The sequence below is a fragment of the Streptomyces sp. adm13(2018) genome (assembly GCF_008042145.1).
In the GTDB taxonomy this organism is placed as follows: domain Bacteria; phylum Actinomycetota; class Actinomycetes; order Streptomycetales; family Streptomycetaceae; genus Streptomyces.
Map to the genome: position 1 here is coordinate 34,811 of NZ_RDBH01000141.1, position 25,757 is coordinate 60,567.

22 protein-coding genes are annotated in these 25,757 nt (G+C 71.0%); 19 read left to right on the top strand and 3 right to left on the bottom strand.

Going from position 1 to position 25,757, the window contains the following annotated elements; genetic code table 11:
- Positions 1–131: 131 nt before the first annotated feature.
- Complete coding sequence (locus tag EAO70_RS28085) at positions 132–1,418, top strand: geranylgeranyl reductase family protein (protein WP_148005699.1); 1,287 nt, start codon at positions 132–134, stop codon at positions 1,416–1,418.
- Here EAO70_RS28085 and EAO70_RS28090 read toward each other — a convergent pair.
- On the bottom strand, positions 1,384–2,313 hold the full coding sequence (locus EAO70_RS28090) for a GlxA family transcriptional regulator (RefSeq protein ID WP_187284130.1): 930 nt from the start codon (positions 2,311–2,313) through the stop codon (positions 1,384–1,386). The genes EAO70_RS28085 and EAO70_RS28090 overlap by 35 nt on opposite strands.
- Positions 2,314–2,431: 118 nt before the next feature.
- Between EAO70_RS28090 and EAO70_RS28095 the strand changes: the two genes are divergently transcribed.
- A complete protein-coding gene (locus EAO70_RS28095; RefSeq protein ID WP_410091459.1) occupies positions 2,432–3,403 on the top strand; it encodes an NAD(P)-dependent oxidoreductase in 972 nt (323 codons plus the stop codon).
- A gap of 93 nt (positions 3,404–3,496) precedes the next feature.
- On the opposite strand, the gene EAO70_RS28100 is transcribed toward EAO70_RS28095, so the two are convergent.
- Positions 3,497–4,384 (bottom strand): C40 family peptidase, encoded by an 888-nt coding sequence (locus EAO70_RS28100; protein ID WP_148005701.1) that lies wholly within the window; start codon positions 4,382–4,384, stop codon positions 3,497–3,499.
- Between the two features lie 668 nt (positions 4,385–5,052).
- Here EAO70_RS28100 and EAO70_RS28105 point away from each other — a divergent pair.
- From EAO70_RS28105 to EAO70_RS28180, 16 genes are all read left to right on the top strand, one after another.
- On the top strand, positions 5,053–5,412 hold the full coding sequence (locus EAO70_RS28105) for an NADH-quinone oxidoreductase subunit A (protein ID WP_019888619.1): 360 nt from the start codon (positions 5,053–5,055) through the stop codon (positions 5,410–5,412).
- Positions 5,413–5,429: 17 nt separating this feature from the next.
- Complete coding sequence (locus tag EAO70_RS28110; RefSeq protein ID WP_148005702.1) at positions 5,430–5,984, top strand: NuoB/complex I 20 kDa subunit family protein; 555 nt, start codon at positions 5,430–5,432, stop codon at positions 5,982–5,984.
- An 88-nt stretch (positions 5,985–6,072) separates the two neighbouring features.
- Positions 6,073–6,804 (top strand): NADH-quinone oxidoreductase subunit C, encoded by a 732-nt coding sequence (locus tag EAO70_RS28115; RefSeq protein WP_148005703.1) that lies wholly within the window; start codon positions 6,073–6,075, stop codon positions 6,802–6,804.
- Positions 6,801–8,123 (top strand): NADH-quinone oxidoreductase subunit D, encoded by a 1,323-nt coding sequence (locus tag EAO70_RS28120; RefSeq protein ID WP_148005704.1) that lies wholly within the window; start codon positions 6,801–6,803, stop codon positions 8,121–8,123. The genes EAO70_RS28115 and EAO70_RS28120 overlap by 4 nt, the downstream gene beginning before the upstream one ends.
- On the top strand, positions 8,120–8,860 hold the full coding sequence (gene nuoE / locus EAO70_RS28125) for an NADH-quinone oxidoreductase subunit NuoE (protein ID WP_148005705.1): 741 nt from the start codon (positions 8,120–8,122) through the stop codon (positions 8,858–8,860). The genes EAO70_RS28120 and nuoE overlap by 4 nt, the downstream gene beginning before the upstream one ends.
- Positions 8,857–10,209: an NADH-quinone oxidoreductase subunit NuoF gene (nuoF, locus tag EAO70_RS28130; protein WP_148005706.1), complete on the top strand. Its 1,353-nt coding sequence runs from the start codon at positions 8,857–8,859 to the stop codon at positions 10,207–10,209. Before nuoE ends, nuoF begins: the two co-directional genes overlap by 4 nt.
- Complete coding sequence (locus EAO70_RS28135) at positions 10,206–12,704, top strand: NADH-quinone oxidoreductase subunit G (protein WP_148005707.1); 2,499 nt, start codon at positions 10,206–10,208, stop codon at positions 12,702–12,704. The genes nuoF and EAO70_RS28135 overlap by 4 nt, the downstream gene beginning before the upstream one ends.
- Positions 12,701–14,062 carry an NADH-quinone oxidoreductase subunit NuoH gene (gene nuoH, locus EAO70_RS28140; protein WP_148005708.1) on the top strand — a complete coding sequence of 454 codons (1,362 nt, stop codon included), beginning with the start codon at positions 12,701–12,703 and terminating at the stop codon, positions 14,060–14,062. Before EAO70_RS28135 ends, nuoH begins: the two co-directional genes overlap by 4 nt.
- Positions 14,037–14,633, top strand: coding sequence for an NADH-quinone oxidoreductase subunit NuoI (nuoI, locus tag EAO70_RS28145; RefSeq protein ID WP_148005709.1), 597 nt, complete (start codon positions 14,037–14,039; stop codon positions 14,631–14,633). Before nuoH ends, nuoI begins: the two co-directional genes overlap by 26 nt.
- Positions 14,630–15,466 carry an NADH-quinone oxidoreductase subunit J gene (locus EAO70_RS28150; RefSeq protein ID WP_148005710.1) on the top strand — a complete coding sequence of 279 codons (837 nt, stop codon included), beginning with the start codon at positions 14,630–14,632 and terminating at the stop codon, positions 15,464–15,466. The genes nuoI and EAO70_RS28150 overlap by 4 nt, the downstream gene beginning before the upstream one ends.
- The gene (nuoK, locus tag EAO70_RS28155) at positions 15,463–15,762 is read left to right on the top strand and encodes an NADH-quinone oxidoreductase subunit NuoK (RefSeq protein ID WP_148005711.1); all 300 of its coding nucleotides are present in this window, start codon (positions 15,463–15,465) and stop codon (positions 15,760–15,762) included. Before EAO70_RS28150 ends, nuoK begins: the two co-directional genes overlap by 4 nt.
- Before the next feature lie 13 nt (positions 15,763–15,775).
- Positions 15,776–17,668 carry an NADH-quinone oxidoreductase subunit L gene (gene nuoL, locus EAO70_RS28160; protein WP_148005712.1) on the top strand — a complete coding sequence of 631 codons (1,893 nt, stop codon included), beginning with the start codon at positions 15,776–15,778 and terminating at the stop codon, positions 17,666–17,668.
- A 5-nt stretch (positions 17,669–17,673) separates the two neighbouring features.
- Positions 17,674–19,245 (top strand): NADH-quinone oxidoreductase subunit M, encoded by a 1,572-nt coding sequence (locus EAO70_RS28165; RefSeq protein ID WP_148005713.1) that lies wholly within the window; start codon positions 17,674–17,676, stop codon positions 19,243–19,245.
- On the top strand, positions 19,242–20,903 hold the full coding sequence (nuoN, locus tag EAO70_RS28170) for an NADH-quinone oxidoreductase subunit NuoN (protein ID WP_148005714.1): 1,662 nt from the start codon (positions 19,242–19,244) through the stop codon (positions 20,901–20,903). Before EAO70_RS28165 ends, nuoN begins: the two co-directional genes overlap by 4 nt.
- Before the next feature lie 146 nt (positions 20,904–21,049).
- Positions 21,050–22,024: a helix-turn-helix transcriptional regulator gene (locus tag EAO70_RS28175; protein ID WP_148005715.1), complete on the top strand. Its 975-nt coding sequence runs from the start codon at positions 21,050–21,052 to the stop codon at positions 22,022–22,024.
- Positions 22,025–22,070: 46 nt separating this feature from the next.
- Positions 22,071–22,895, top strand: coding sequence for a carbohydrate-binding protein (locus EAO70_RS28180; RefSeq protein WP_148005716.1), 825 nt, complete (start codon positions 22,071–22,073; stop codon positions 22,893–22,895).
- A 9-nt stretch (positions 22,896–22,904) separates the two neighbouring features.
- Here the strand turns inward: EAO70_RS28180 and fahA are convergent, their stop codons facing one another.
- A complete protein-coding gene (gene fahA, locus EAO70_RS28185) occupies positions 22,905–24,131 on the bottom strand; it encodes a fumarylacetoacetase (RefSeq protein ID WP_148005717.1) in 1,227 nt (408 codons plus the stop codon).
- Between the two features lie 288 nt (positions 24,132–24,419).
- Between fahA and EAO70_RS28190 the strand changes: the two genes are divergently transcribed.
- Positions 24,420–25,757: a hypothetical protein gene (locus EAO70_RS28190; RefSeq protein WP_148005718.1), complete on the top strand. Its 1,338-nt coding sequence runs from the start codon at positions 24,420–24,422 to the stop codon at positions 25,755–25,757.

Here is a 25,757-nt window from a genome sequence, read left to right on the forward strand (position 1 = left end):
CAGCGGGCCCGGTGGACCAGCCGTCCGCCGTGCGCCGCCCGGCCCCCGGGGGGTGACCCTCCGGCCCCGCCGCGACCGGCCCGCCTAGACTTCGGTACGTTCCCATCGCCGAATCACCGGGAGATCTCGCCGTGACCGAGCAGCCCCTCTCCGAGCACAGCGCGGACGTCATCGTCGTCGGGGCAGGCCCGGCCGGATCGACCACCGCGTACTACCTCGCCAAGGCCGGACTGGACGTCCTCCTCCTGGAGAAGACCGCGTTCCCCCGCGAGAAGGTCTGCGGCGACGGCCTCACCCCCCGCGCCACCAAGCAGCTCGTCTCCATGGGCATCGACATCTCCGAAGAGGCCGGCTGGCTGCGGAACAAGGGCCTGCGGATCATCGGCGGCGGCGTCCGCCTGGAACTCGACTGGCCGGACCTCGCCTCGTACCCGGACTACGGACTCGTCCGCAAGCGCGACGACTTCGACGAGCAGCTCGCCCGCCAGGCCCAGAAGGCCGGCGCGCGCCTCCACGAGCGCTGCAACGTGGGCGCCCCGATCATCGACGACCGCACGGGCCGGATCACCGGCGTCCAGGCCAAGCTCGGCGACGAGAAGCGCGAGGTCACCTTCCACGCCCCGCTCGTCGTCGCGGCCGACGGCAACTCCACCCGGATCTCGCTGGCGATGGGCCTGCACCGGCGCGAGGACCGCCCGATGGGCGTCGCCGTCCGCACGTACTTCACCTCGCCCCGCCACGACGACGACTACCTGGAGTCCTGGCTGGAGCTCTGGGACCGGCGCGGCGCGCAGGACCGGCTCCTGCCCGGCTACGGCTGGATCTTCGGCATGGGCGACGGCACGTCCAACGTCGGCCTCGGCATCCTCAACTCCTCCAAGGCCTTCCGCGAGCTCGACTGGCGCGAGGTCCTCAAGGCCTGGTGCGCCTCGATGCCGGAGGACTGGGGCTTCACCCCGGACAACATGACGATGCCGATCCGCGGCGCCGCGCTCCCCATGGCCTTCAACCGCCAGCCGCACTACACCAAGGGCCTGCTGCTCGTCGGCGACGCCGGCGGCCTCGTCAACCCGTTCAACGGCGAGGGCATCGCGTACGCGATGGAGTCCGGCCAGATCGCGGCCGACGTCATCGTCCAGGCGCACGCCCGGTCGACCCCGGCCCAGCGCGAGCTGGCGCTGCGGAACTACCCGCAGGTCCTCAAGGACACCTACGGCGGCTATTACACGCTGGGCCGCGCCTTCGTGAAGCTCATCGGCAACCCGAAGGTGATGAAGATCGCGACCCAGCGCGGCCTGACCCACCCGATGCTCATGAAGTTCACGCTGAAGATGCTGGCCAACCTCACCGATCCCTCGGGCGGCGACGCCATGGACCGCATCATCAACGGTCTCTCGAAGGTGGCCCCGAAGGCCTGAACGCCCGGCGGTACCCGGACGGGGACACCCCGACGGCACGGACGAAGTGCCGGCGCAGATTGGCCGCCGAGCCCAGCCCGCTGTGGTCGCCGACCAGCTCCACGGGCAGGTCGGTCGACTCCAGCAGGGTCTGGGCCCGGGCCACCCGCTGCTGGAGCAGCCACTGCAGCGGGGTGGTCCCGTACTCCTCGCGCACCCTCCGGTGGAAGGTCCGCGGGCTCATCCGGGCCCGCCGGGCCAGCTCCTCCACGGTCAGCGGCTCGGACAGGTGCGCGCTCGCCCACTGGAGTACGGGCCCCAGGCTGTCGTCGTCGCCCGCCGGGAGCGGCGCTTCGATGAACTGGGCCTGGCCGCCCGGACGGTGGGCCGGGACGACGAGGCGGCGGGCGAGCTGGCCGGCGACGGTCGCCCCGAGGTCGGTGCGCACCAGATGCAGGCAGAGGTCGAGCGCGGCGGTGGCCCCGGCGCTGGTCAGCACGGATCCCTCGTCCGTGTAGAGGACCGAGTCGTCCACGGTCACCTCCGGGTGGCGGGCCGCCAGTTGCGCGCTGTGCTGCCAGTGGGCGGTGGCCCGCCGCCCGTCGAGGATCCCGGCGGCGGCGAGCGCGAAGGCGCCGGTGCACAGGGACACCATCCGGGCGCCGGAGGCGGCGGCCGCGCGCAGCGCCTCGACCAGCTCGGCCGGCACCTCGGCGCCGTCCTCGACGACGGCGTCGGGCACGGAGGGCACGATGACGGTGTCCGCGCCCACGAGCCCGTCGAGGCCGTGGTCGGTCCGCACGGAGAAGATCCCGGCGTCGCCGGAGTCCCCGCACAGCCGCAGCTCGTACCAGGGGTCGGCGAGATCCGGATGCGGAATGCCGAAGACCCCGCACGCCAGGGAGAGTTCGTACATCTCCCAGAGCGAGGTGCCGACCCGCCGGTCCGGCAGCACGGCGATGGCGACGACCCCCGGCCCCCTGCCGGCGCTCCCGCCGCCCGTCTGCCCGCCGCCGTACCCGCCGTCCCTGTCCATGCCGCCGACCGTACGGCAGGAATCGTGCGGTCGGCGTCGGTCCTGCCACTGTCGTCCGGATTCCGCCGCTGCGAGCGTGGATCCCATGAACGCACAGAACGTCACGGTCATCGGTCTCGGCCAGATGGGCACCGCCCTCGCCGACGCCTTCCTCGCCGCCGGCCACCGCACCACCGTCTGGAACCGCACCCCCGGGAAGGCCGACGCGCTCGTCGCCCGGGGCGCCTCCCGCGCCGCGTCCGTCGAGGCCGCCGTCGCCGCGAGCGAGCTCGTCGTGGTCTGCGTCCTCGACCACCCGGCGGTCCGCGCCCTCCTCGCCCCGGTGGCCGGTTCGCTGCGCGGCCGGGTCCTGGTCAACCTCACCTCGGGCTCGCCCGAACAGGCCCGCGCGGAGGCGGCCTGGGCGGCCGGGCACGGCATCGGCTACCTCGACGGCGCCGTCATGACGACCCCGCCGGGGGTCGGCGACAGCGCCAACATGATCCTCTACGCGGGTTCCCCCGAACTGCTCGCCGCCCACCGCGCGACGCTCGCCGTCCTGGGCGACCCGGTGGACCTCGGCCCGGACGCGGGCCTGGCCTCGCTCTACGACGCGGGGCTCCTCGGCCTCATGTGGTCCGTCTTCGGCGGCTGGCTGCACGCGACCGCCCTGGCCGGCGCGGACGGCGTGCCCGCACGGGAGTTCACGGCGGTGGCCACCCGCTGGCTGAGGACGGTCTCCTGGTTCATGACGGGGTACGCCGAGCAGATCGACGCCGGGGAGTACCCGGGCGCGGACGCCACGATCGACGTCCAGGTGGCGGCGATCGGCCATCTGCTGCACGCGGGGGAGGCCCGCGGGATCGACGGCCGGCTGCCAGAGCTGCACCTGGACCTGATGCGGGCCGCGGTGCAGGCCGGCCACGGCGGGGACAGCTACGCCCGGATCATCGAGGCGTTCCGGAAGGAGCGCGACCCGGAGAAGCGGTGACGGGAGAAGCGGTACTGGGATAGGTCGTGAACGGAGAAGCCGTCACTCCCCCGAGGAGTGACGGCTTCTCGTGCGCCGTGGGCGCGGGTCCGGTCAGAGGAGACGGACCGCGCCGGAGGGCGTGTCCCAGTCCAGGGAGCGCTCGACGACACCGGTCGACGAGTTCTGCGCGCCGACGTACTTGCCGCCGCCCACGTAGATCGCGACGTGGTACGAGCCGCTGCGGCTGCCCCAGTACAGGATGTCGCCCGGCTGGAGGTTGCTCAGGGAGACGGAGCTGCCCATGCTCGACTGCTCGTACGAGATGCGGGGCAGGTCGATGCCGGCCTGGCGGTAGGCGGCCTGGACGAGGCCGGAGCAGTCCCAGGAGTTGGGGCCGGTGCCGCCGGTGACGTACGAGTCGCCGACCTGGGCGCGCGCGAAGGCCACGATCGCGGCGGCGGAGCCGGAGGGGGCCTGCGTGTCGCTGTCGTCGGAGCCCGTCGAGGAGCCGGTCGACGAGCCGCCGTCGTCGCCCGCGGAGGTGGAGGCGAGCTGGGTGCGCTGGCTGGTCCGCGAGGAGCGCTCCTGGGCGTCCTTGCGCTCCTGCTCGGCCTTCGCCTCGGCCTCGGCCTGGAGACGGGCCTTCTCGGCCTTCTCGGCGGCCGCCTTGCGGTCGGCCTCGGACTTGGCCTTCTTGGCCTCCTTGGCGGCCTTCTCCAGCGCCAGGTTCTCCTGCGACCGGAGGCTCTGGTCGAGCGCCTCCTGCTGGGAGGCCTCGGCGGAGGCGGCGACGGCGGAGGCGAGACCGGCGCCGGTCTCCAGGGAGCCCAGGGTGGGCATTTCGATGGTCTCGGTCACCGGCTCGGCGTTCGCCGGCCCGGCAGCACCGGCCACCGCGATGGTGCCGAGGACGCCACCGGCAACTCCGGCGCGCAGCGCGAGCTTCGAGGCGCTGCGGCGGGGCTTCCGGTGGCTGGGTATGTGAGCGGTGTGGGACATGAGGACAACCGCTATCAGGGCTTCACGGTTCCCTTCAACAAACGTGGGTTGCGCCACAGTTACGTTCGGAATCTCATAATCCGCTTCCGTGGCGCCCTTATTGACGCCGTAACGGGCAAATCGGGCACGCGCCATCTGGGCCTTGATCAAGGGTTTTCAATGAAAGGTCCGAATTGCCCGACGCTTACCACCTCTTGACGCGCATGGCCAAGCCCCATGTTTTTCGGCGCCGGACAGTGTGGCGCAGGTCACAGGTTCGTCTCAGGAACGCTCGTGAACGGATGCACGCGTCCACCGGCGTACGCGGGACCCCCCGACCGGGCGACGGCCGGTTTCTTTATCACCCGGAAGCGTCCATCACCAATTTGCTTGTAGTGGCCATCACTTGATAGAGCGGCACCCCCTCCGAGCAGCGATTTCCGGTCCGGATGTCACATCTGGTGATCACCTGGGCGCTTCGCGCAACAAGATCACCGCTCATCCGACTTCATGATCCTTCGTCAGGTGGTGGAGATCACAAAGTCCTTGGTGCACCCCGTGTCGCAGATCACAGAGGGGCGGGCATAGGATGCGGGGCAGCCGGGCTTGTGAACTGCCTCACATGGGGGCGATCTTTCACTCCGGCCGTGCGGTCCAACGGTCAAGGACGACTGGAAGGAGCGAGGAGCGTGAATGCGTACGCGCCCGTCCTCGTGCTCGGTGCCCTGGGTGCGGGGTTTGCGATCTTCTCCGTGGTCATGGCCACGCTCATCGGGCCAAAGCGGTACAACAGGGCAAAGCTCGAGGCGTACGAGTGCGGCATCGAGCCGACACCCACGCCCGCCGGAGGCGGCCGCTTCCCGATCAAGTACTACCTGACGGCGATGCTCTTCATCGTCTTCGACATCGAGATCGTCTTCCTCTACCCCTGGGCGGTCACCTTCGACGCCCTGGGGCTTTTCGGGCTCGTGGAGATGCTGCTCTTCGTGCTCACCGTCTTCGTCGCCTACGCGTATGTGTGGCGTCGCGGCGGCCTGGAATGGGACTGAGGGGCTGAGGGGCACCTATGGGACTCGAAGAGAAACTCCCGAGCGGCTTTCTGCTGACGACGGTCGAACAGGCCGCGGGCTGGGTGCGCAAGGCGTCCGTGTTCCCCGCGACCTTCGGCCTCGCCTGCTGCGCCATCGAGATGATGACCACCGGAGCAGGCCGGTACGACCTGGCCCGCTTCGGCATGGAGGTCTTCCGCGGCTCACCGCGCCAGGCCGACCTGATGATCGTGGCCGGCCGGGTCAGCCAGAAGATGGCGCCCGTCCTGAGGCAGGTCTACGACCAGATGCCCAACCCCAAGTGGGTCATCTCCATGGGCGTCTGCGCCTCCTCGGGCGGCATGTTCAACAACTACGCGATCGTCCAGGGCGTCGACCACATCGTGCCGGTCGACATCTACCTGCCCGGCTGCCCGCCGCGGCCGGAGATGCTGCTCGACGCGATCCTCAAGCTCCACCAGAAGATCCAGGGCTCCAAGCTCGGCGTGAACGCCGAGGAGGCGGCCCGGGAGGCGGAGGAGGCGGCGCTGAAGGCGCGCCCGACCATTGAACTGAAGGGTCTGCTGAGGTGACCGACGCACGCGCGGCCACCGGGCCGCAGAACGCGACGAAGCCGGCACCTCTGCGCCGCGCGGGCGGAGAAGGGAACGGTTCAGCACAGTGAGCGACGAGACACCCAATCCCGAGAGGGACCTCAGCGAGCAGAACCTGCCGGGGCAGCGGGGGCAGCACGGTGAGGAGGTCCGCGTCCAGCGCGGGATGTTCGGCGCGAACAACGGCGGCGACACCTCCGGCTACGGCGGCCTCGTCCGCTCGATCCGGCTCCCCGGACCGGCCTCCCGCCCCTACGGCGGCTGGTTCGACGAGGTGGCCGACGAGCTGGAGGGCGCACTGGAGGAGCAGGGCCTGCTCCCGGAGAACGCCGTCGAGAAGACGGTCGTCGACCGCGGCGAGCTCACCTTCCACATCGAGCGCGAGCACCTCGTCCGCGTCGCCCGGACCCTGCGAGACGACCCGGCGCTCCGCTTCGAGCTCTGCACCGGCGTCTCCGGCGTCCACTACCCGGGCGACAAGGGCCGCGAGCTGCACGCCGTGTACCACCTGCGCTCGCTCACCCACGGCAGGCTGATCCGTCTGGAGACGTCCGCCCCGGACACCGACCCGCACCTGCCGTCGCTCGTCGCGGTCTATCCGACGAACGACTGGCACGAGCGGGAGACGTACGACTTCTTCGGCATCGTCTTCGACGGCCACCCCGCCCTCACCCGGATCATGATGCCGGACGACTGGCAGGGCCATCCGCAGCGCAAGGACTACCCGCTCGGTGGCATCGCCATCGAGTACAAGGGCGCCCAGATCCCGGCTCCGGACCAGCGGAGGTCGTACTCGTGAGCACGTCCCACTCGTCTCCCCGCGAGACGACAGAAGGCGCCGTCTACACGGTGACCGGCGGCGACTGGGAAGAGGTCGTCCAGTCCGCCGCGAAGGCCGACGACGAGCGCATCATCGTCAACATGGGCCCCCAGCACCCGTCCACCCACGGGGTGCTCCGCCTCATCCTGGAGATCGACGGCGAGACCGTCACCGAGGCCCGCTGCGGCATCGGCTACCTCCACACCGGCATCGAGAAGAACCTCGAATACCGGACCTGGACGCAGGGCACCACCTTCGTCACGCGCATGGACTACCTCACCTCGTTCTACAACGAGACGGCGTACTGCCTCGGCGTGGAGAAGCTGCTCGGCGTCACCGACCAGGTCCCGGACCGGGCGAGCGTCATCCGCGTCCTGCTGATGGAGCTCAACCGGCTCTCCTCGCACCTGGTGTGCATCGCCACCGGCGGCATGGAGCTCGGCGCCACCACGATCATGATCTACGGCTTCCGGGACCGCGAGATGATCCTGGACCTGTACGAGCTGATCACCGGCCTGCGCATGAACCACGCGTTCATCCGCCCCGGCGGCCTCGCCCAGGACCTGCCGCCGGGCGCCGTCGACGCGGTCCGCGAGTTCGTGAAGACCATGAAGAAGAACCTGCCGGAGTACGACAAGCTCGCCACCGGCAACCCCATCTTCAAGGCCCGCATGCAGGACGTCGGCTACCTCGACCTCACCGGCTGCATGGCACTCGGCGCCACCGGACCGATCCTGCGCTCGGCGGGCCTCCCGCACGACCTGCGCAAGACCGACCCGTACTGCGGCTACGAGGACTACGACTTCGAGGTCCCGACCGCCGACACCTGCGACTCCTACGGACGCTTCCTGGTCCGCCTGGAGGAGATGCGGCAGTCCCTCCGGATCGTCGAGCAGTGCCTCGACCGCCTGGAGCCGGGTCCCGTCATGGTCGCCGACAAGAAGATCGCCTGGCCCGCGCAGCTGGCCCTCGGCACCGACGGCCTCGGCAACTCGATGGACCACATCGCGAAGATCATGGGCACCTCCATGGAGGCCCTGATCCACCACTTCAAGCTGGTCACCGAGGGCTTCCGGGTCCCGGCCGGACAGGCCTACGCGGCCGTCGAGTCGCCCAAGGGCGAGCTCGGCGTGCACGTCGTCTCCGACGGCGGCACCCGCCCCTTCCGGGTCCACTTCCGCGACCCGTCCTTCACCAACCTCCAGGCCATGGCCGCGATGTGCGAGGGCGGCCAGGTCGCCGACGTCATCGTCGCCGTCGCCTCCATCGACCCCGTGATGGGAGGCGTCGACCGATGACCGACCAGATCAGTCTGGGCATGCCCCAGCTCCCCGCCCCCGCGTACCCGGCCGAGGTCCACGCCCGGCTGACGGAGGACGCGCGGGCGATCGTCGACCGCTACCCGGACTCCCGCTCGGCGCTGCTGCCGATGCTGCACCTCGTGCAGGCGGAGGAGGGCCACGTCACCCGTACCGGCATGGCGTTCTGCGCCGAGACCCTCGGGCTGACCACCGCCGAGGTCACCGCCGTCGCCACCTTCTACACGATGTACCGGCGCAAGCCCTCCGGTGACTACCAGGTCGGCGTGTGCACGAACACGCTCTGCGCGGTCATGGGCGGCGACGCCATCTTCGAGGAGCTCAAGGAGCACCTCGGCGTCGGCAACAACGAGACGACCGAGGACGGCAAGGTCACCCTCGAACACATCGAGTGCAACGCGGCCTGCGACTTCGCCCCCGTGGTGATGGTCAACTGGGAGTTCTTCGACAACCAGACGCCCGAGTCCGCCAAGGCGATGGTGGACGACCTGCGGGCCGGCCGGACCGTCGAGCCCACCCGCGGCGCCCCGCTCTGCACCTTCAAGGAGACGGCCCGCATCCTCGCCGGCTTCCCCGACGAGCGTCCCGGCGCCGTCGAGGCCACCGGCGGCGCGGGCCCCGCCTCGCTCGTGGGCCTCCGACTCGCCAAGGGCGAGCAGCCGCACCACCGAATCGTCCACCCGCGCGGTGAGACCTCCGGTCAGGAGGGGGAGTGATGACCTTGGCCGCCGAGATCAACAACAGCAGCCCCGAGAAGCTTCTCGCCCCCGTCCTCTCCGCCTTCTGGGACGAGCCCGAGTCCTGGACCCTGGCCACGTACGAGCGGCACGAGGGCTACCGGGGGCTCCGCAAGGCCCTCGCGATGAGCCCCGACGCCCTCATCGCGTACGTCAAGGAGTCCGGCCTCCGCGGCCGTGGCGGCGCCGGCTTCCCCACCGGCATGAAGTGGCAGTTCATCCCGCAGGGCGACGGCAAGCCGCACTACCTCGTCGTCAACGCCGACGAGTCCGAGCCCGGCACCTGCAAGGACATCCCGCTCCTCTTCGCCAACCCGCACTCCCTCATCGAGGGAATGATCATCGCCTGCTACGCGATCCGCTCCGAGCACGCGTTCATCTACCTGCGCGGCGAGGTCGTCCCCGTCCTGCGCCGCCTGCACGAGGCGGTCCGCGAGGCGTACGCCGCCGGCTACCTCGGCCGGGACGTCCTCGGCAGCGGGCTGAACCTGGACATCACCGTCCACGCCGGCGCCGGCGCGTACATCTGCGGCGAGGAGACCGCGCTCCTCGACTCCCTCGAAGGGCGCCGCGGCCAGCCCCGGCTCCGGCCGCCCTTCCCCGCGGTCGCCGGCCTCTACGCCTGTCCCACCGTGGTGAACAACGTCGAGTCCATCGCCTCCGTTCCCGCGATCCTCAACCGGGGCAAGGACTGGTTCACCTCGATGGGCAGCGAGAAGTCCCCGGGCTTCACGCTGTACTCGCTGTCCGGGCACGTCTCCTCGCCCGGCCAGTACGAGGCCCCGCTCGGGATCACGCTCCGCCAGCTCCTCGACATGAGCGGCGGCATGCGCCCCGGCCACCGGCTCAAGTTCTGGACCCCCGGCGGCTCCTCCACCCCCATGTTCACCGACGAGCACCTCGACGTGCCCCTCGACTACGAGGGCGTCGGCGCCGCCGGATCCATGCTGGGCACCAAGGCGCTCCAGTGCTTCGACGAGACCACCTGCGTCGTCCGGGCCGTCACCCGGTGGACCGAGTTCTACGCCCACGAGTCCTGCGGCAAGTGCACGCCCTGCCGCGAAGGCACCTACTGGCTGGTCCAGTTGCTCCGGTCCATCGAGGACGGGGCGGGCACCCTCGCCGACCTCGACAAGCTCAACGACATCGCCGACAACATCAACGGCAAGTCGTTCTGCGCCCTCGGCGACGGCGCCGCCTCGCCGATCTTCTCCTCGCTGAAGTACTTCCGCGAGGAGTACGAGCAGCACATCACCGGCCGCGGCTGCCCCTTCGACCCGGCCAAGTCGACCGCCTGGGCGGACAACCACAAGGAGGTCACGGCATGACGGTCACCACGGCCGGCCCGGCCGGCGGCGGCTCCGCTGCCGTACCGCCCGAGGATCTCGTCACGCTGACCATCGACGGCATCGAGATCTCCGTCCCCAAGGGGACCCTGGTCATCCGCGCCGCCGAACAGCTCGGCATCGAGATCCCGCGGTTCTGCGACCACCCGCTCCTCGACCCCGCCGGCGCCTGCCGCCAGTGCATCGTCGAGGTCGAGGGCCAGCGCAAGCCCATGGCCTCCTGCACCATCACCTGCACCGACGGCATGGTGGTGAAGTCCCAGCTGACCAGCCCGGTCGCCGAGAAGGCCCAGCACGGCGTGATGGAGCTGCTGCTCGTCAACCACCCGCTGGACTGCCCCGTCTGCGACAAGGGCGGCGAGTGCCCCCTGCAGAACCAGGCCATGTCCCACGGACAGGCCGAGTCCCGCTTCGAGGGCGTCAAGCGGACCTACGAGAAGCCCGTACCGATCTCCACCCAGGTCCTCCTCGACCGCGAGCGCTGCGTGCTCTGCGCCCGCTGCACCCGCTTCTCCAACCAGGTCGCGGGCGACCCGATGATCGAACTGATCGAGCGCGGCGCGCTCCAGCAGGTCGGCACCGGCGAGGGCGACCCCTTCGAGTCGTACTTCTCCGGCAACACCATCCAGATCTGCCCGGTCGGCGCCCTCACCTCGGCCGCCTACCGCTTCCGCTCCCGCCCCTTCGACCTCGTCTCCTCGCCGTCCGTGTGCGAGCAGTGCTCCGGCGGCTGCGCCACCCGCACCGACCACCGGCGCGGCAAGGTCATGCGGCGGCTCGCCGCCGAGGACCCCGAGGTCAACGAGGAGTGGATCTGCGACAAGGGCCGCTTCGGCTTCCGGTACGCCCAGCAGCGCGACCGGCTCACCACCCCGCTGGTCCGCAACGCCGACACCGGTGAGCTGGAGCCCGCGTCCTGGCCCGAGGCCCTGGAGGCGGCCGCCCGCGGACTCGTCCGCGGCCGCACCGGCGTCCTGGCCGGCGGGCGCCTGACCGTCGAGGACTCCTACGCGTACGCCAAGTTCGCCCGGGTCGCCCTCGACACCAACGACATCGACTTCCGCGCCAGGGTCCACTCCGGCGAGGAGGCCGACTTCCTGGCCTCCGCCGTCGCGGGCCGGGGCCGGGACCTGGACGGCACCGGCGTCACGTACACCTCGCTCGAAGCCGCCCCGGCCGTCGTCCTCGTCGGCCTGGAGGCCGAGGAGGAGGCCCCCGGCGTCTTCCTGCGGCTCCGCAAGGCCTGGCGCAAGCACGGCCAGAAGACCTACGCGGTCGCCCCCTTCGCCACCCGCGGCCTGGAGAAGGCGGGCGGCACCCTGCTGGCCGCCGCCCCCGGCACCGAGACCGAGTGGCTGGACGCGCTCACCTCCCGGGTCGGCCTGGACGGCGAAGGGCCCGCCGCCGCCGAGGCCCTCCGCGAGCCGGGCGCCGTCCTGGTCGTCGGCGAGCGCCTCGCCGGCGTCCCCGGCGCCCTGACCGCCGCCCTGCGCACCGCCGCCGCCACCGGCGCCCGGCTCGTGTGGATCCCCCGCCGCTCCGGCGAACGCGGAGCCGTCGAGGCCGGAGCGCTCCCGGCGCTGCTGCCCGGCGGCCGCCCGGCGACCAGCCCCCGCGCCCGCGAGGAGGTCGCCGCCGCCTGGGGCGTCCGCGAACTCCCGCACGGCTACGGCCGCGACACCGGCCAGATCGTGGAGGCCGCCGCCACCGGGGAACTCGCCGCGCTGCTCGTCGGCGCCGTCGAGGTCGCCGACCTCCCGGACCCGGCCCGCGCGCGCGAGGCCCTCGACGCCGCCTTCGTCGTCTCCCTGGAGCTGCGCCCCAGCGAGGTGACCGACCGCGCCGACGTCGTCCTGCCGGTCGCCGCCGTCGCCGAGAAGCCCGGCACCTTCCTCAACTGGGAAGGCAGGGCCCGGATGTTCGAGGCCGCGCTCAAGCCCGAGCAGATGACCCGGCCCCTCGCGCCGACGGACACCCGCGTGCTCCACATGCTCGCCGACGCCCTCGACGCCCACCTGGCGCTGCCCGACCTCAGGGCCGTACGCCGGGAACTCGACCGGCTCGGCGGCTGGACGGAGGAGCGGGCCTCCGCGCCCGTCGAACCCGGCCAGGCGGCGCCCCGGCCGGGCGACGGCGAGGCCGTCCTCGCCGGACACCGGCTGCTGCTCGACCTCGGCCGACTCCAGGAGGGCGACACCGCCCTCGCGGGCACCCGGCACGCGGCGGTCGCCCGGCTCTCCGCCGCCACCGCCGCCGACACCGGCGTCAAGGACGGCGACACCCTCGAAGTCACCGGCCCCGCCGGGTCCGTCGCCTTCCCGCTCCAGGTCACCGAGATGCCCGACCGCGTCGTCTGGCTCCCGCTGAACTCGGCCGGCCGCGGCGTCCTCTCCGACACCGGCGCCCACCCGGGCGACCTGGTCCGCATCGGCCCGGCGACCCCGAGCCCCGTCGAGGTCACGGAGGTGCAGGCATGACCACGCCGCTCGCCGCCGAAGACCTGTCCATGTTCGGTACGGACCCCTGGTGGCTCGTCCTGATCAAGGCCGTCTTCTGCTTCGCCTTCCTGATGGTGACCGTGCTGTTCTCCATCGTGTGGGAGCGCAAGGTCGTCGCCTGGATGCAGCTGCGCGTCGGCCCCAACCGGCACGGCCCCTGGGGTCTCCTCCAGTCCCTCGCGGACGGCATCAAGCTGATGCTCAAGGAGGACGTGATCGTCAAGAAGGCCGACAAGGTCGTCTACGTCCTCGCCCCGATCGTCGCGGCCATCCCGGCGTTCATGGCGATCGCCGTGATCCCCTTCGGCCCGGCCGGCAACGAGGTGTCGATCTTCGGCCACCGGACCGCGATGCAGCTCACCGACCTGCCGATCGCGATGCTGTACGTCCTCGCGGTCGCCTCCGTCGGCATCTACGGCATCGTCCTCGCCGGCTGGTCGTCCGGCTCCACGTACCCGCTGCTCGGCGGACTGCGCTCCTGCGCCCAGATGATCTCCTACGAGATCGCCATGGGCGCGGCCTTCGCCTCCGTCTTCCTCTACTCCGGGTCGATGTCGACCTCGGCGATCGTCGAGGCGCAGGCCGACCGCTGGTTCGTGATCCTGCTGCCGGTCTCGTTCATCATCTACATCGTCACGATGGTCGGTGAGACGAACCGCGCCCCGTTCGACATGCCGGAGTCCGAGGGCGACCTCGTCGGCGGCTTCAACACCGAGTACTCGTCCATCAAGTTCGCGATGTTCATGCTCGCCGAGTACGTGAACATGGTGACGGTCTCCGCCGTCTCCGTGACGCTCTTCCTGGGCGGCTGGCGGGCCCCGTACCCGGTGTCCACCTTCTGGGAGGGCGCGAACCACGGCTGGTGGCCGATGCTCTGGTTCGTCATCAAGGTGCAGTTGCTCCTCTTCTTCTTCATCTGGCTCCGCGGCACCCTGCCCCGCGTCCGCTACGACCAGCTGATGAAGCTCGGCTGGAAGGTCCTCATCCCCGTCTCGGTGGTCTGGCTGATGCTGGTCGCCACCGTCCGCGCGCTGCGGAACGAGAACATCGCCTTCGGCAACATCGTGCTGTACGTCGCCGGGGCCGTCCTCGGACTGCTGCTGCTGTCCTTCGTGGTCGACGTGTTCCGCGACCGCAAGGCGAAGGCCGCCGCACCCCCGGCCGAGGACTCCCGCTCCTTCGACCCGATGGCCGGCGGGTTCCCCGTACCGCCCAAGCCCGGGCAGTCCCTGCCGGCCGTGCCCCGGCGCAGGCCCCGGCACCAGCGGGACCTCGTCGCCAGCGGCGCCCCCGATTCTGCCTCTGCGAGTGATGGAAAGGAGACGGACGGTGTCTGACTTCCAGAATCCGGTGGCCGGCTTCGGCGTGACCTTCAAGGCCATGTTCAAGAAGCGGCTGACCGAGCAGTACCCGGAGCAGCAGAAGACGACGGCGCCCCGCTTCCACGGCCGGCACCAGCTCAACCGTCACCCCGACGGCCTGGAGAAGTGCGTCGGCTGCGAGCTGTGCGCCTGGGCCTGTCCCGCCGACGCGATCTACGTCGAGGGCGCGGACAACACGGAGGAGGAGCGCTACTCCCCGGGCGAGCGGTACGGCCGCGTCTACCAGATCAACTACGCCCGCTGCATCCTCTGCGGACTCTGCATCGAGGCCTGCCCCACCCGGGCGCTGACGATGACCAACGAGTTCGAACTGGCCGACTCGTCCCGCGAGAACCTGATCTACACCAAGGAGCAGCTGCTCGCCGGCCTCGAGGACACCATGGTCGACTCGCCGCACGCGATCCACCCCGGCATGACGGAGCAGGACTACTACCTGGGTCTCGTCGAGGCCGCCGCGCCCGGCACCGTCCGCCAGGTCGCCGTGTCCAAGGGGGAGAAGGGCGAGCAGGAGGGGGCGGAGGCATGAGCGCGCACCTCGAAACCCTCGCGGCGTACACGACCTCCTCCGGTGAGGCCTTCCAGTTCTGGGTCCTCGGCACGGTCGCCGTCGTCGGCGCCCTCAGCACGATCCTGATGAGGCGGGCCGTGCACTCGGCGCTCTGCCTCGCCGGAACCATGATCATCCTGGCGGTCTTCTACCTGGCCAACGGGGCGTACTTCCTCGGCATCGTCCAGATCGTCGTCTACACCGGCGCGATCATGATGCTCTTCCTCTTCGTCGTCATGCTGGTCGGTGTCACGGCCGCGGACTCGCTGAAGGAGACCCTCAAGGGCCAGCGCTGGTGGGCCGTGGCCTGCGGCCTCGGCTTCGGCATTCTGCTCGCCGCCGGCATCGGCAACGCCTCGCTGAAGGAGTTCACCGGACTCGGCGCCGCCAACAGCGCCCGCGGCGGGAACGTCGAGGGCCTCGCCGCCCTCATCTTCACCAAGTACGTCTTCGCCTTCGAGATCACCGGCGCGCTCCTCATCACCGCCGCCGTCGGCGCGATGGTGCTCACCCACCGCGAGCGCACCGAGCGGGCCGCCACCCAGCGCGAACTCGCCGAGCAGCGCGTCCGCGAGGGCAAGCACCTGCCGCCGCTGCCCGCGCCCGGCGTCTACGCCCGGCACAACGCCGTGGACATCGCCGGTCTGCTGCCCGACGGCACCCCGTCGGAGCTCACCGTCATGCAGACCCTGCGCAAGCGGGGCCAGATCCGGGACGTGTCCACCGAGGCCCTCGCCGACCTCAAGGCGCTGGAGCAGCGCTCCGAGGAGCGGCTCGGCCGGGACCGGGACGAAGAGGAGGCCACCCGGTGAATCCCGTCAACTACCTGTACCTCGCGGCCCTGCTGTTCACCATCGGTGCGGTCGGGGTCCTGATCCGGCGCAACGCGATCGTGGTCTTCATGTGCGTCGAGCTGATGCTCAACGCCTGCAACCTCGCGTTCGTCGCCTTCTCCCGCATGCACGGGAACCTCGACGGCCAGATCATCGCGTTCTTCACGATGGTCGTCGCCGCCGCGGAGGTCGTCGTCGGGCTCGCGATCATCGTGTCCGTCTTCCGTGCCCGCCACTCGGCCTCGGTCGACGACGCCAGCCTGATGAAGCTGTAAGGGGCCCGGAACTGTGGACAACCTGATTGCGCTGCTCATCGCGGCGCCCCTGCTGGGAGCAGTCGTCCTGCTCTGCGGCGGGCGGCGGCTCGACAAGGTCGGGCACTGGATCGGCACGCTCCTCGCGGCCGCCTCCTTCGCCGTCGGCCTGGCGCTCTTCGCCGACATGCTCGGCAGGAGCGCCGACGACCGGGCCCTGCACCAGCGGCTCTTCACCTGGATCCCGGTCGAGGGCTTCCAGGCGGACATGGCCTTCCAGCTCGACCAGCTGTCGATGACCTTCGTCCTGCTGATCAGCGGGGTCGGCACGCTCATCCACGTCTACTCCATCGGGTACATGGAGCACGACGAGCGCCGCCGCCGCTTCTTCGGCTACCTCAACCTGTTCGTCGCGGCGATGCTCCTGCTCGTCCTCGCCGACAACTACCTGCTGCTGTACTTCGGCTGGGAGGGCGTGGGCCTCGCCTCGTACCTCCTGATCGGCTTCTGGCAGCACAAGCCGAGCGCGGCCACCGCCGCGAAGAAGGCGTTCCTGGTCAACCGGGTCGGCGACATCGGCCTCTCGGTCGCCATCATGATCATGTTCACCACCTTCGGCACCTTCGCCTTCGGGCCGGTCCTCGAATCGACCGGGGAGGCGAGCCAGGGCACGCTGACCGCGATCGGCCTGATGCTGCTCCTCGCCGCCTGCGGCAAGTCGGCCCAGGTGCCGTTGCAGTCCTGGCTCGGGGACGCGATGGAGGGCCCGACCCCGGTCTCGGCCCTCATCCACGCGGCCACCATGGTGACCGCCGGTGTCTATCTGATCGTCCGCTCCGCCGACATCTTCAACGCCGCCCCCGACGCCCAGCTCGTCGTCACCATCGTCGGCGCGGTCACGCTCCTGTTCGGTGCGATCGTCGGTTGCGCCAAGGACGACATCAAGAAGGCCCTCGCCGGCTCGACGATGTCGCAGATCGGCTACATGATCCTGGCGGCCGGCCTCGGCCCCATCGGCTACGTCTTCGCGATCATGCACCTGGTGACCCACGGCTTCTTCAAGGCCGGGCTGTTCCTCGGCGCCGGCTCGGTCATGCACGGCATGAACGACGAGGTCGACATGCGGAGGTACGGCGGCCTGCGGAAGTACATGCCGGTCACCTTCGTCACCTTCGGCCTGGGCTACCTCGCGATCATCGGCTTCCCGGGCCTGTCCGGCTTCTTCTCCAAGGACAAGATCATCGAGGCGGCCTTCGCGAAGGGCGGCACCGAGGGCTGGATCCTCGGCGCGGTCACCCTGCTCGGCGCCGCCATCACCGCGTACTACATGACCCGCGTGATGCTGATGACCTTCTTCGGCGAGAAGCGCTGGCAGGACGACGAGAACGGCAACCCGCCGCACCCGCACGAGTCGCCCAAGTCCATGGTCATCCCCATGGTGCTGCTCGCCGTCGGCTCCGTCGCCGCGGGCGCGATCTTCGAGTTCGCCGGGTTCGTCGAGTGGCTGGAGCCGGTCACCGGCTACGAGCACGGCCACTCGCCGCTCAGCGCCGCGGCCGTCACCAGCGCCACCGTGGCCGTCATGGTGATCGGCGTCGGCCTCGCGTACGTCCAGTACGGACGCAAGCTCGTCCCGGTCGTCGCCCCGCGCGGCTCCCTGCTCACCCGGGCCGCCCGCCGCGACCTGCTCCAGGACGACCTCAACCACGCCGTCTTCGTCCGCGGCGGCACCCATCTGACCCGCTCGCTCGTCTACGTCGACCACACCCTGGTCGACGGCGTGGTCAACGGCACCGCGGCCTCCGTCGGCGGACTCTCCGGCCGGCTGCGCAAGCTCCAGAACGGCTACGCCCGCTCGTACGCGGTCTCCATGTTCGGAGGTACGGCGGTGCTGATCGCCGCGACCCTGCTGATGAGGGCGGTGTAACTCCCATGTCCTTCCCGCTCCTTACGGTGACGGCAGCGGTTCCGGCGGTCGGTGCGATCCTGACCGCCGCCGTGCCCGCCGCCCGCCGCACCGCCGCCAAGTGGCTGGCGCTGCTCGTCTCGCTCGCCACGCTCGTGCTCGCCGGCCTCGTCTTCGTACGGTTCGAGCCCGGCGGTGAGCGGTACCAGCTCACCGAGTCGTACGCCTGGATCAAGGACTTCGGCGTCCGCTACGAGCTGGGGGTCGACGGCATCGGGGTCGCGCTCATCGCGCTGACCGCGCTCCTCATCCCCTTCGTGATCCTGGCCGGCTGGCACGATGCCGACCCCCTGGAGACCTCCTCCAAGCGGTGGCGTCCGACCCAGGGCTTCTTCGCCCTGATCCTCATGGTCGAGGCGATGGTGATCCTCTCCTTCGAGGCCACCGACGTCTTCCTCTTCTACATCCTGTTCGAAGCCATGCTCATCCCGATGTACTTCCTCATCGGCGGCTTCGGCGACCGCGCCCACGCGGGCTCCGACGAGAACGCGGCGGCCCAGCGCTCCTACGCCGCCGTCAAGTTCCTCCTCTACAACCTGGTCGGCGGCCTCATCATGCTGGCGGCCGTCATCGGGCTGTACGTGGTCGCGGGGAACTTCTCGCTCACCGAGATCGCCGAGGCCCGCGCCAACGGCTCGCTGGAGATGGCGACCAGCACCGAGCGCTGGCTGTTCCTCGGCTTCTTCTTCGCCTTCGCCGTGAAGGCGCCGCTCTGGCCGCTGCACACCTGGCTGCCGAACGCGATGGGAGAGGCCACCGCCCCGGTCGCCGTCCTCATCACCGCCGTCGTCGACAAGGTCGGCACCTTCGCGATGCTCCGCTTCTGCCTCGGGCTCTTCCCCGAGGCGAGCAAGTGGGCCACCCCGGCGATCATCGTCCTGGCCCTCATCAGCATCGTCTACGGGGCGCTGCTGGCCGTCGGCCAGCGGGACATCAAGCGCCTGGTCGCCTACGCGTCGATCTCGCACTTCGGCTTCATCATCCTGGGCATCTTCGCGATGACCACCCAGGGCCAGTCCGGTGCCACGCTCTACATGGTCAACCACGGCATCTCGACGGCCGCCCTGATGCTCGTCGCCGGCTTCCTGATCTCCCGGCGCGGCTCCCGGCTCATCGCCGACTACGGCGGTGTCCAGAAGGTCGCCCCGGTGCTCGCCGGCACCTTCCTCATCGGCGGTCTCGCGACCCTGTCGCTGCCCGGACTCGCCCCGTTCGTCAGCGAGTTCCTCGTCCTGGTCGGCACGTACGCCCGGTACCCGGTGGCCGGTGTCATCGCCACCACCGGCATCGTCCTCGCCGCGCTCTACACCCTCGTCCTCTACCAGCGGACGATGACCGGGCCGGTGAAGGAGGAGGTCCGGGAGCTGCCCGACCTGCGGGTGCGCGAGCTGGCGGTCGTCGTGCCGCTGATCGCGCTCCTGATCTTCCTCGGGGTCTTCCCGAAGCCGCTGACGGACGTCGTCAACCCGGCCGTGCAGCACACCATGTCCGACGTACAGCAGAAGGACCCCCAGCCAGAAGTGGAGGCGGCCAAGTGACTGCATCCGCCGTCGCACCCTCCGTCCACAGCCTGTGGACGACCGCTGCCGAGCCGCTGGAGAAGATCCCGGCGCCCCACATCGAGTACGTCCAGCTCTCCCCCGTACTCATCGTGCTCGGCGCCGCGGTCCTCAGCGTCCTCGTCGAGGCCTTCGTGCCCCGCCGGGGCCGCTACCACAGCCAGCTCTTCCTCAGCGTGGTGGCGCTCGTCGCCTCCTTCGCCGCCATCGTCGGCCTCGCGGCCGGCGGTTACGGCTCCACCAAGGCCCACATCGCGGCCATGGGCGCCATCGCCGTCGACGGGCCCGCCCTCTTCCTCCAGGGCACCATCCTCCTCGCCTCGGTCGTCGCGATCTTCACCTTCGCCGAGCGCAGGCTCGACCCGGCCGACCACGGCCACAAGGTCGACTCCTTCGCCGCCGAGGCCGCCGCCGTCCCCGGCAGCGACCACGAGAAGGCGGCCGTCAAGGCCGGGTTCACCACCACCGAGGTCTTCCCGCTCGCCCTCTTCGCGATCGCCGGCATGCTGGTCTTCCCGGCCGCCAACGACCTCCTGACGCTGTTCATCGCCCTGGAGGTCTTCTCCCTCCCGCTGTACCTGCTCTGCGCCGTCGCCCGCCGCAAGCGGCTGATGTCGCAGGAGGCGGCCGTCAAGTACTTCCTGCTCGGCGCGTTCTCCTCGGCCTTCCTGCTCTTCGGGATCGCCCTGCTCTACGGCTACGCGGGCTCCGTCTCCTACGCCACCATCGCCCAGGTCGTCGACGGCTCGGTCGCCACCGTGAACCCGGCGCTCGCCGACACCATGGGCAACGACGCACTGCTCCTCATCGGCTTCGCGATGGTCCTCACCGGGCTCCTCTTCAAGGTCGGCGCCGTGCCGTTCCACATGTGGACCCCGGACGTCTACCAGGGCGCCCCGACCCCGGTCACCGGCTTCATGGCGGCCGCGACCAAGGTCGCCGCGTTCGGCGCGATGCTCCGGCTGCTGTACGTGGTGCTGCCGGGCCTCACCTGGGACTGGCGGCCGGTCATGTGGGGCGTCGCCATCGTCACCATGCTGGGCGGTGCGATCGTCGCCATCACCCAGACCGACATCAAGCGGCTCCTCGCCTACTCGTCGATCGCGCACGCGGGCTTCCTGCTCGCGGGTGTCATCGCGGCCACCCCGAGCGGCATCTCGTCCGTGCTCTTCTACCTGGGCGCCTACTCCTTCGTGACCATCGGTGCGTTCGCCGTCGTCACCCTGGTCAGGGACGCCGGCGGCGAGGCCACCCACCTCTCCAAGTGGGCGGGTCTCGGGCGTCGTTCGCCGCTCGTCGCGGCGGTCTTCGCGGTCTTCCTGCTCGCCTTCGCCGGCATCCCGCTGACCTCCGGGTTCTCCGGGAAGTTCGCCGTCTTCAAGGCGGCGGCGGAGGGCGGCGCGGGCGCGCTCGTCGTGGTCGGTGTGATCTCCTCGGCGATCGCCGCGTTCTTCTACATCCGGGTCATCGTGCTCATGTTCTTCAGCGAGCCGAAGGCGGACGGCCCCACGGTCGCCGTGCCCTCGGCCCTGACGACGGTCACGATCACCGCCGGAGTGGCGGTCACGCTGGTGCTCGGCCTCGCGCCGCAGTACTTCCTGGACCTGGCGAACCAGGCGAGCGTGTTCGTCCGGTAGCTCCGGCCGCAGACGTGAGGGGCCCGGCTCGGGGGCGAGCCGGGCCCCTCGCCGTGTGCGGGGGTGACCGGCCGCCGGGGTCCGTGCCATCGTGGGGACGCCCGTATTGGTCTGTACCAGTAGAGGACACAGAGGGGAGCCGCACCATGAGCGGCACGACCGTCTTACCCGGGACCCCCTGCACCGCCCCCCGGGCCGGCGACCCGCCCATGCACCGCCTGGAGGTCCGGCTCCCCGACCGGGTGCCCTTCGCCGCCGGGTCCTTCGACGCCGTCGGCCCCATGTCCCGGGCCGCCTTCCCGCACCGGCACACCTTCTACGAGATCGTCCACGTCACCGCCGGCACCGGCACCCACGTCGTCGACCTCGCCCGCTGGGAACTCCACCCGCCGCACCTGGGACTCATCCTGCCCGGGCAGCTGCACCACTGGGAGGACGCCCGCGGCCTGGACGGCACCGTCGTCCTCTTCACCGAGGACTTCCTCCTCGACCACCCCGGCGACCGCGACCTCCTGCGCCGCCTCGGCGAACAACCCTGGCTCACCCTCGACGGGCCCACGCACGCGCGTACCGGCCGGCTCATGGCCGAACTCGTCGAGGAGTACCGGCACGGCGCCGACGGCTTCGCGACCGTCCTGCGCTCCCTGCTCCACGTCCTCCTGGTCCGTACGTCGAGGCTGCGCGGCCCCGGCACGCCCGCGCCCCCGCCGGGCAGGGCCGCGGCCGTCGCCGAGGAGTTCGCCCGCCTGCTCGCCCGTACCGCGACCGAGGGCCGGACCGTACGGGAGACCGCCGAGCTGATCGGCGTCAGCCCGGGCTACCTCGCCGAGGCCGTCAGGGCCGCCACCGGCCGCACCCCCGGCGCCCTGCTCCGCGAGGCGCGCTCCCGGGAGGCCCAACGGCTGCTCGTCGGCACGGAGCTGTCGATACGCCAGATCGCGGCGCGCGTCGGCTTCGACGACCCCGCCTACTTCTGCCGCTTCTTCCGTCGCGAGACGGGCCTCAGCCCCGGGGACTTCCGCAGGACCCACGAGGCCGGGCGGGACGGCCGCGGGCGGCCCGGACGGAAACACCACGACCGCCGTGATCCGTCCATCGAAGCCGGGTCCCGCCCGGCCTAGGTTCGATGCCGACCCCCCTCAGCCCCCACGCGAGGAGCAGGCAGGCATGGATCACGAGACCTCCACCGGGCACGTCACCCGCAAGGCGGTGCTGCGGGCCGCCCTGGCGGCCGGCATCGCCGCCCCCACCGTCCTCATGGGCGTGCCGGCGCTCGCCCGCACCCTCACGGCGGGAGAGGCGGCGCCCGCGCTCACCCCCGAGTGCGACGACGGCGACGACCCCACCCCCGCGCAGACCGAGGGCCCCTACTTCAAGCCCAACTCGCCGCTGCGGACCAGCCTGCTGGAGGCCGGCACGGCCGGCGTCCGGCTCACCGTCAGCGGCTACGTCTTCGGGCTCGCCTGCCGGCCCATAGCCGGCGCCCTGCTCGACTTCTGGCAGGCCGACACCAACGGCGCCTACGACAACAGCGGATTCCGGTTCCGCGGGCACCAGTTCACCGACGCACAGGGCGCGTTCAAGCTCACCACGATCGTGCCCGGCCTCTACCCCGGCCGCACCCGGCACCTCCACGTCAAGGTGCAGGCCCCCGGGCGGCCGGTGCTCACCTCGCAGCTGTACTTCCCGGGCGAGCCCCGCAACAACACCGACAGCATCTTCGACCCCCGGCTCCTGATGACCGTGCGGGACGCCGGCGGGGCCAGGGAGGCGGCCTTCGACTTCGTCCTCAACGTGCCGCAGAACCCCGGCCCGAGCCCGACCGCCACCGCGACCACCCAGCCTCCCGGGGGGAGTTGGGCGGCGGGAACCGCCTACCGGGCCGGCGACCGGGTCACGTACGGCGGCCCGGCCTATGTGTGCCTCCAGGCACACACGGGCCAGGCCGGCTGGGAGCCGCCGWACGTGCCCGCGCTCTGGCGGGCCGTCTAGCCGGTCCGGTCAGGCCGCGGGGACGATCCGGCCCCGGACCTCGCCCAGACCCACCCGGGTGCCGTCCGGGCCCGGCGCCCAGGCCGTCAGCACGACCTCGTCGCCGTCCTCCAGGAACGTCCGCTTGCCGCCCGCGAGTTCGATCGCGTCCCGGCCGTTCCAGGTGAGCTCCAGCAGCGAACCGCGCTGGTTCACCTCGGGCCCTGACACCGTCCCCGAGCCGTACAGGTCGCCCGTGCGCAGCGAGGCGCCGTTCACCGTCATGTGGGCGAGCTGCTGCGCGGCCGTCCAGTACATGGTGGAGAACGGCGGCTCGGCCACCACCTCGCCGTTGATCTCCACCGTGATCCGCACGTCGAAGCCGCCCTGCTCCTCCTCGCCCGCGTCGTCCAGGTAGGGGAGGAGCGGGAGGTCACGGGCGGGCGGGGCGGTCCGGGCGGCGTCCAGCGCCTCCAGGGGCGTCACCCAGGCCGCCACCGACGTCTGGAACGACTTGCCCAGGAACGGGCCCAGCGGCACGTACTCCCAGGCCTGCACGTCCCGCGCCGACCAGTCGTTGAGCAGCGTCAGACCGAAGACGTGCTCCCGGAAGTCGGCGAGCGGGACCGGCCGGCCCAGCTCCGACGGGGTGCCGACGAGGAAGCCGACCTCCGCCTCGATGTCCAGCTTCACCGAGGGCCCGAAGACCGGGGCCGGGTCCGCCGGTGCCTTGCGCTGCCCCGAAGGGCGTACGACGTCGGTGCCCGACACCACGACCGTGCCCGCACGGCCGTGGTAACCGATCGGCAGGTGCTTCCAGTTGGGGGTCAGCGCGTCGCCGTCGGGGCGGAAGATCCGGCCCACGTTCGTCGCGTGGTGCTCACTGGCGTAGAAGTCGACGTAGTCCGCGACCTCGTACGGCAGGTGCAGCGTCACCGCGTCCAGCGGGTGCAGCAGCGGCTCGATGTCCGCCCGGTGCGCGGGCACCGTCACCCAGGCGGTGAGCGCCCGGCGGACGTCGCGCCAGGCGGTCCGCCCGGCCGCGAGGAGGGGATTGAGGCTCGGCCGGTCGAGGAGCGCCGCGTACGGGGAGCCGAGCGCGTGCGCCGCGGCACCCGCGTCCAGCACGTGCCCGCCGATCCGGACGCCGAGCCGGCGCCGGCCGGGCTCGTCGGCGGTGGAGAAGACTCCGTACGGGAGGTTGTGCGGGCCGAAGGGGTCGCCCTCGGTCAGGTCGAGCGGGCTGTGCTCGGGCATCGGTGCGTGCCTCGCTTTCCACGTGTGTGGGGGACACGTTACGGGTCGCGCCGACCGGCGTGGATGACATGGATCACACAGAAAGTGCGGCCTCCGTGGGCAACTGTCCGCCTTTGTGGCCGTTCGGTGTCGAGGGCCCGTCGCAGCCCGTCCCGAGCTGCGAAAAGGGGCCTCCCGGACGGCCGTTCCCCGCCATACGATCATGGTGGTACGCGCCGCGTGAGGTTGCCGCAGTCGCGCGCCCCGCTTTCTCTCATCCTTCCCTGACCAGGAAAAAGGTCCCGCACTGTGAAGATTCGTCGCATCCTCGCGACCGCCGTGGCCGCCGCTGTGACCACCCCGGTCGTGTTCCTCTCGGCCGCGCCCGCCTTCGCCGACACGAAGCCGACGCCCGCGTCGACGCAGAAGACCACCCCGGGCGACGAAGACCCCGACTTCGACGAGTACGAGAAGCTCCTCGCCGCCGTCAACGAGGCGGAGGAGAAGGTCGAGGCGCTGGAGGAGCAGCGCAAGGCGCTCGTGACCGAGCTCAGGAACATGAAGCTCGACGAGGCCCTGGCGACCGAGGCCTCCGAGGCGGCGAAGGCCCTCGTGGCGGCCGAGGCCGCCAAGAAGGACGCGGACGAGAAGCTGGCCAAGGCCGAAGAGGCCCTCGCCGCCGCCACGCCGGAGCAGAAGGAGGCGGCCGAGAAGGCCGTCGCCGACGCGAAGACGGCCGTCGAGGAGGCCACCGCCACCAAGGCCGCCGCGGAGCTCCGGAACACGAAGGCGGCGGAGGCCACGAAGCCCTACTCCGACGCGCGCCTCGCCCTCACCCAGAAGATCTCCCTCCTCGACGCGGACCTGACGCTGGCCCGTACGGACCTCGCCGAGGCCGAGAAGGCCCTGGAGGAGTTCGAGGAGGGCTCCGGCGAGTGCGAGGTCGAGGACCTCAAGTCCCTCAAGGTCACGCTGAGCGGCCCGGAGAAGGTCACCGCCGGCCAGAGCGCATCCTTCTCGCTGCGCGTGACCAACGAAGCCGAGCGGACGCTCGAGGACGTCGACGTCGCCGTCTCCGCTATGCGCCTCCCCGAGCCCGGCGAGGTCATCGACGAGGACACGGACTTCAGCAAGCATGTCATCCCCGTCGAGTGGTCCTCCGCCGACAACCTTGAGTGGACCCCGTTCACCGAGAAGTTCGACTCCATCGAGGTCGGCGAGCTCGTCAAGGGCGGCCACTACGACGTGAAGCTCCGCCTCACGCTCCCCGCCGACGCCCCCGCGGGCGAGGGCACGATCTTCAGCTTCGGCTCGTACGACAAGTTCGACGGTGACTGCGGCGGCGACGAGCAGTTCGCCCAGACCAAGTTCGACATCCTCGCGGCCAAGCCCGACAAGCCGAAGCCCGAGCCGAAGCCCACCCCGTCGGAGACCACCGCGACGCCCACCCCGGCGCCCACCACCGGGGGCAACGGCAACACCACCCAGCAGGGCGGTTCCTCGAACACCCCGGTCGACGGCAGCCTCGCCGCCACCGGTGCGAACGAGAACCTCACCCGGCTCGGTCTCGCGGCCGCCGCGACCGTCGCCCTCGGCGCCGGCGCGGTGGTGATCGCCCGCCGCCGCAAGGCCGGCACGAACGCGTAA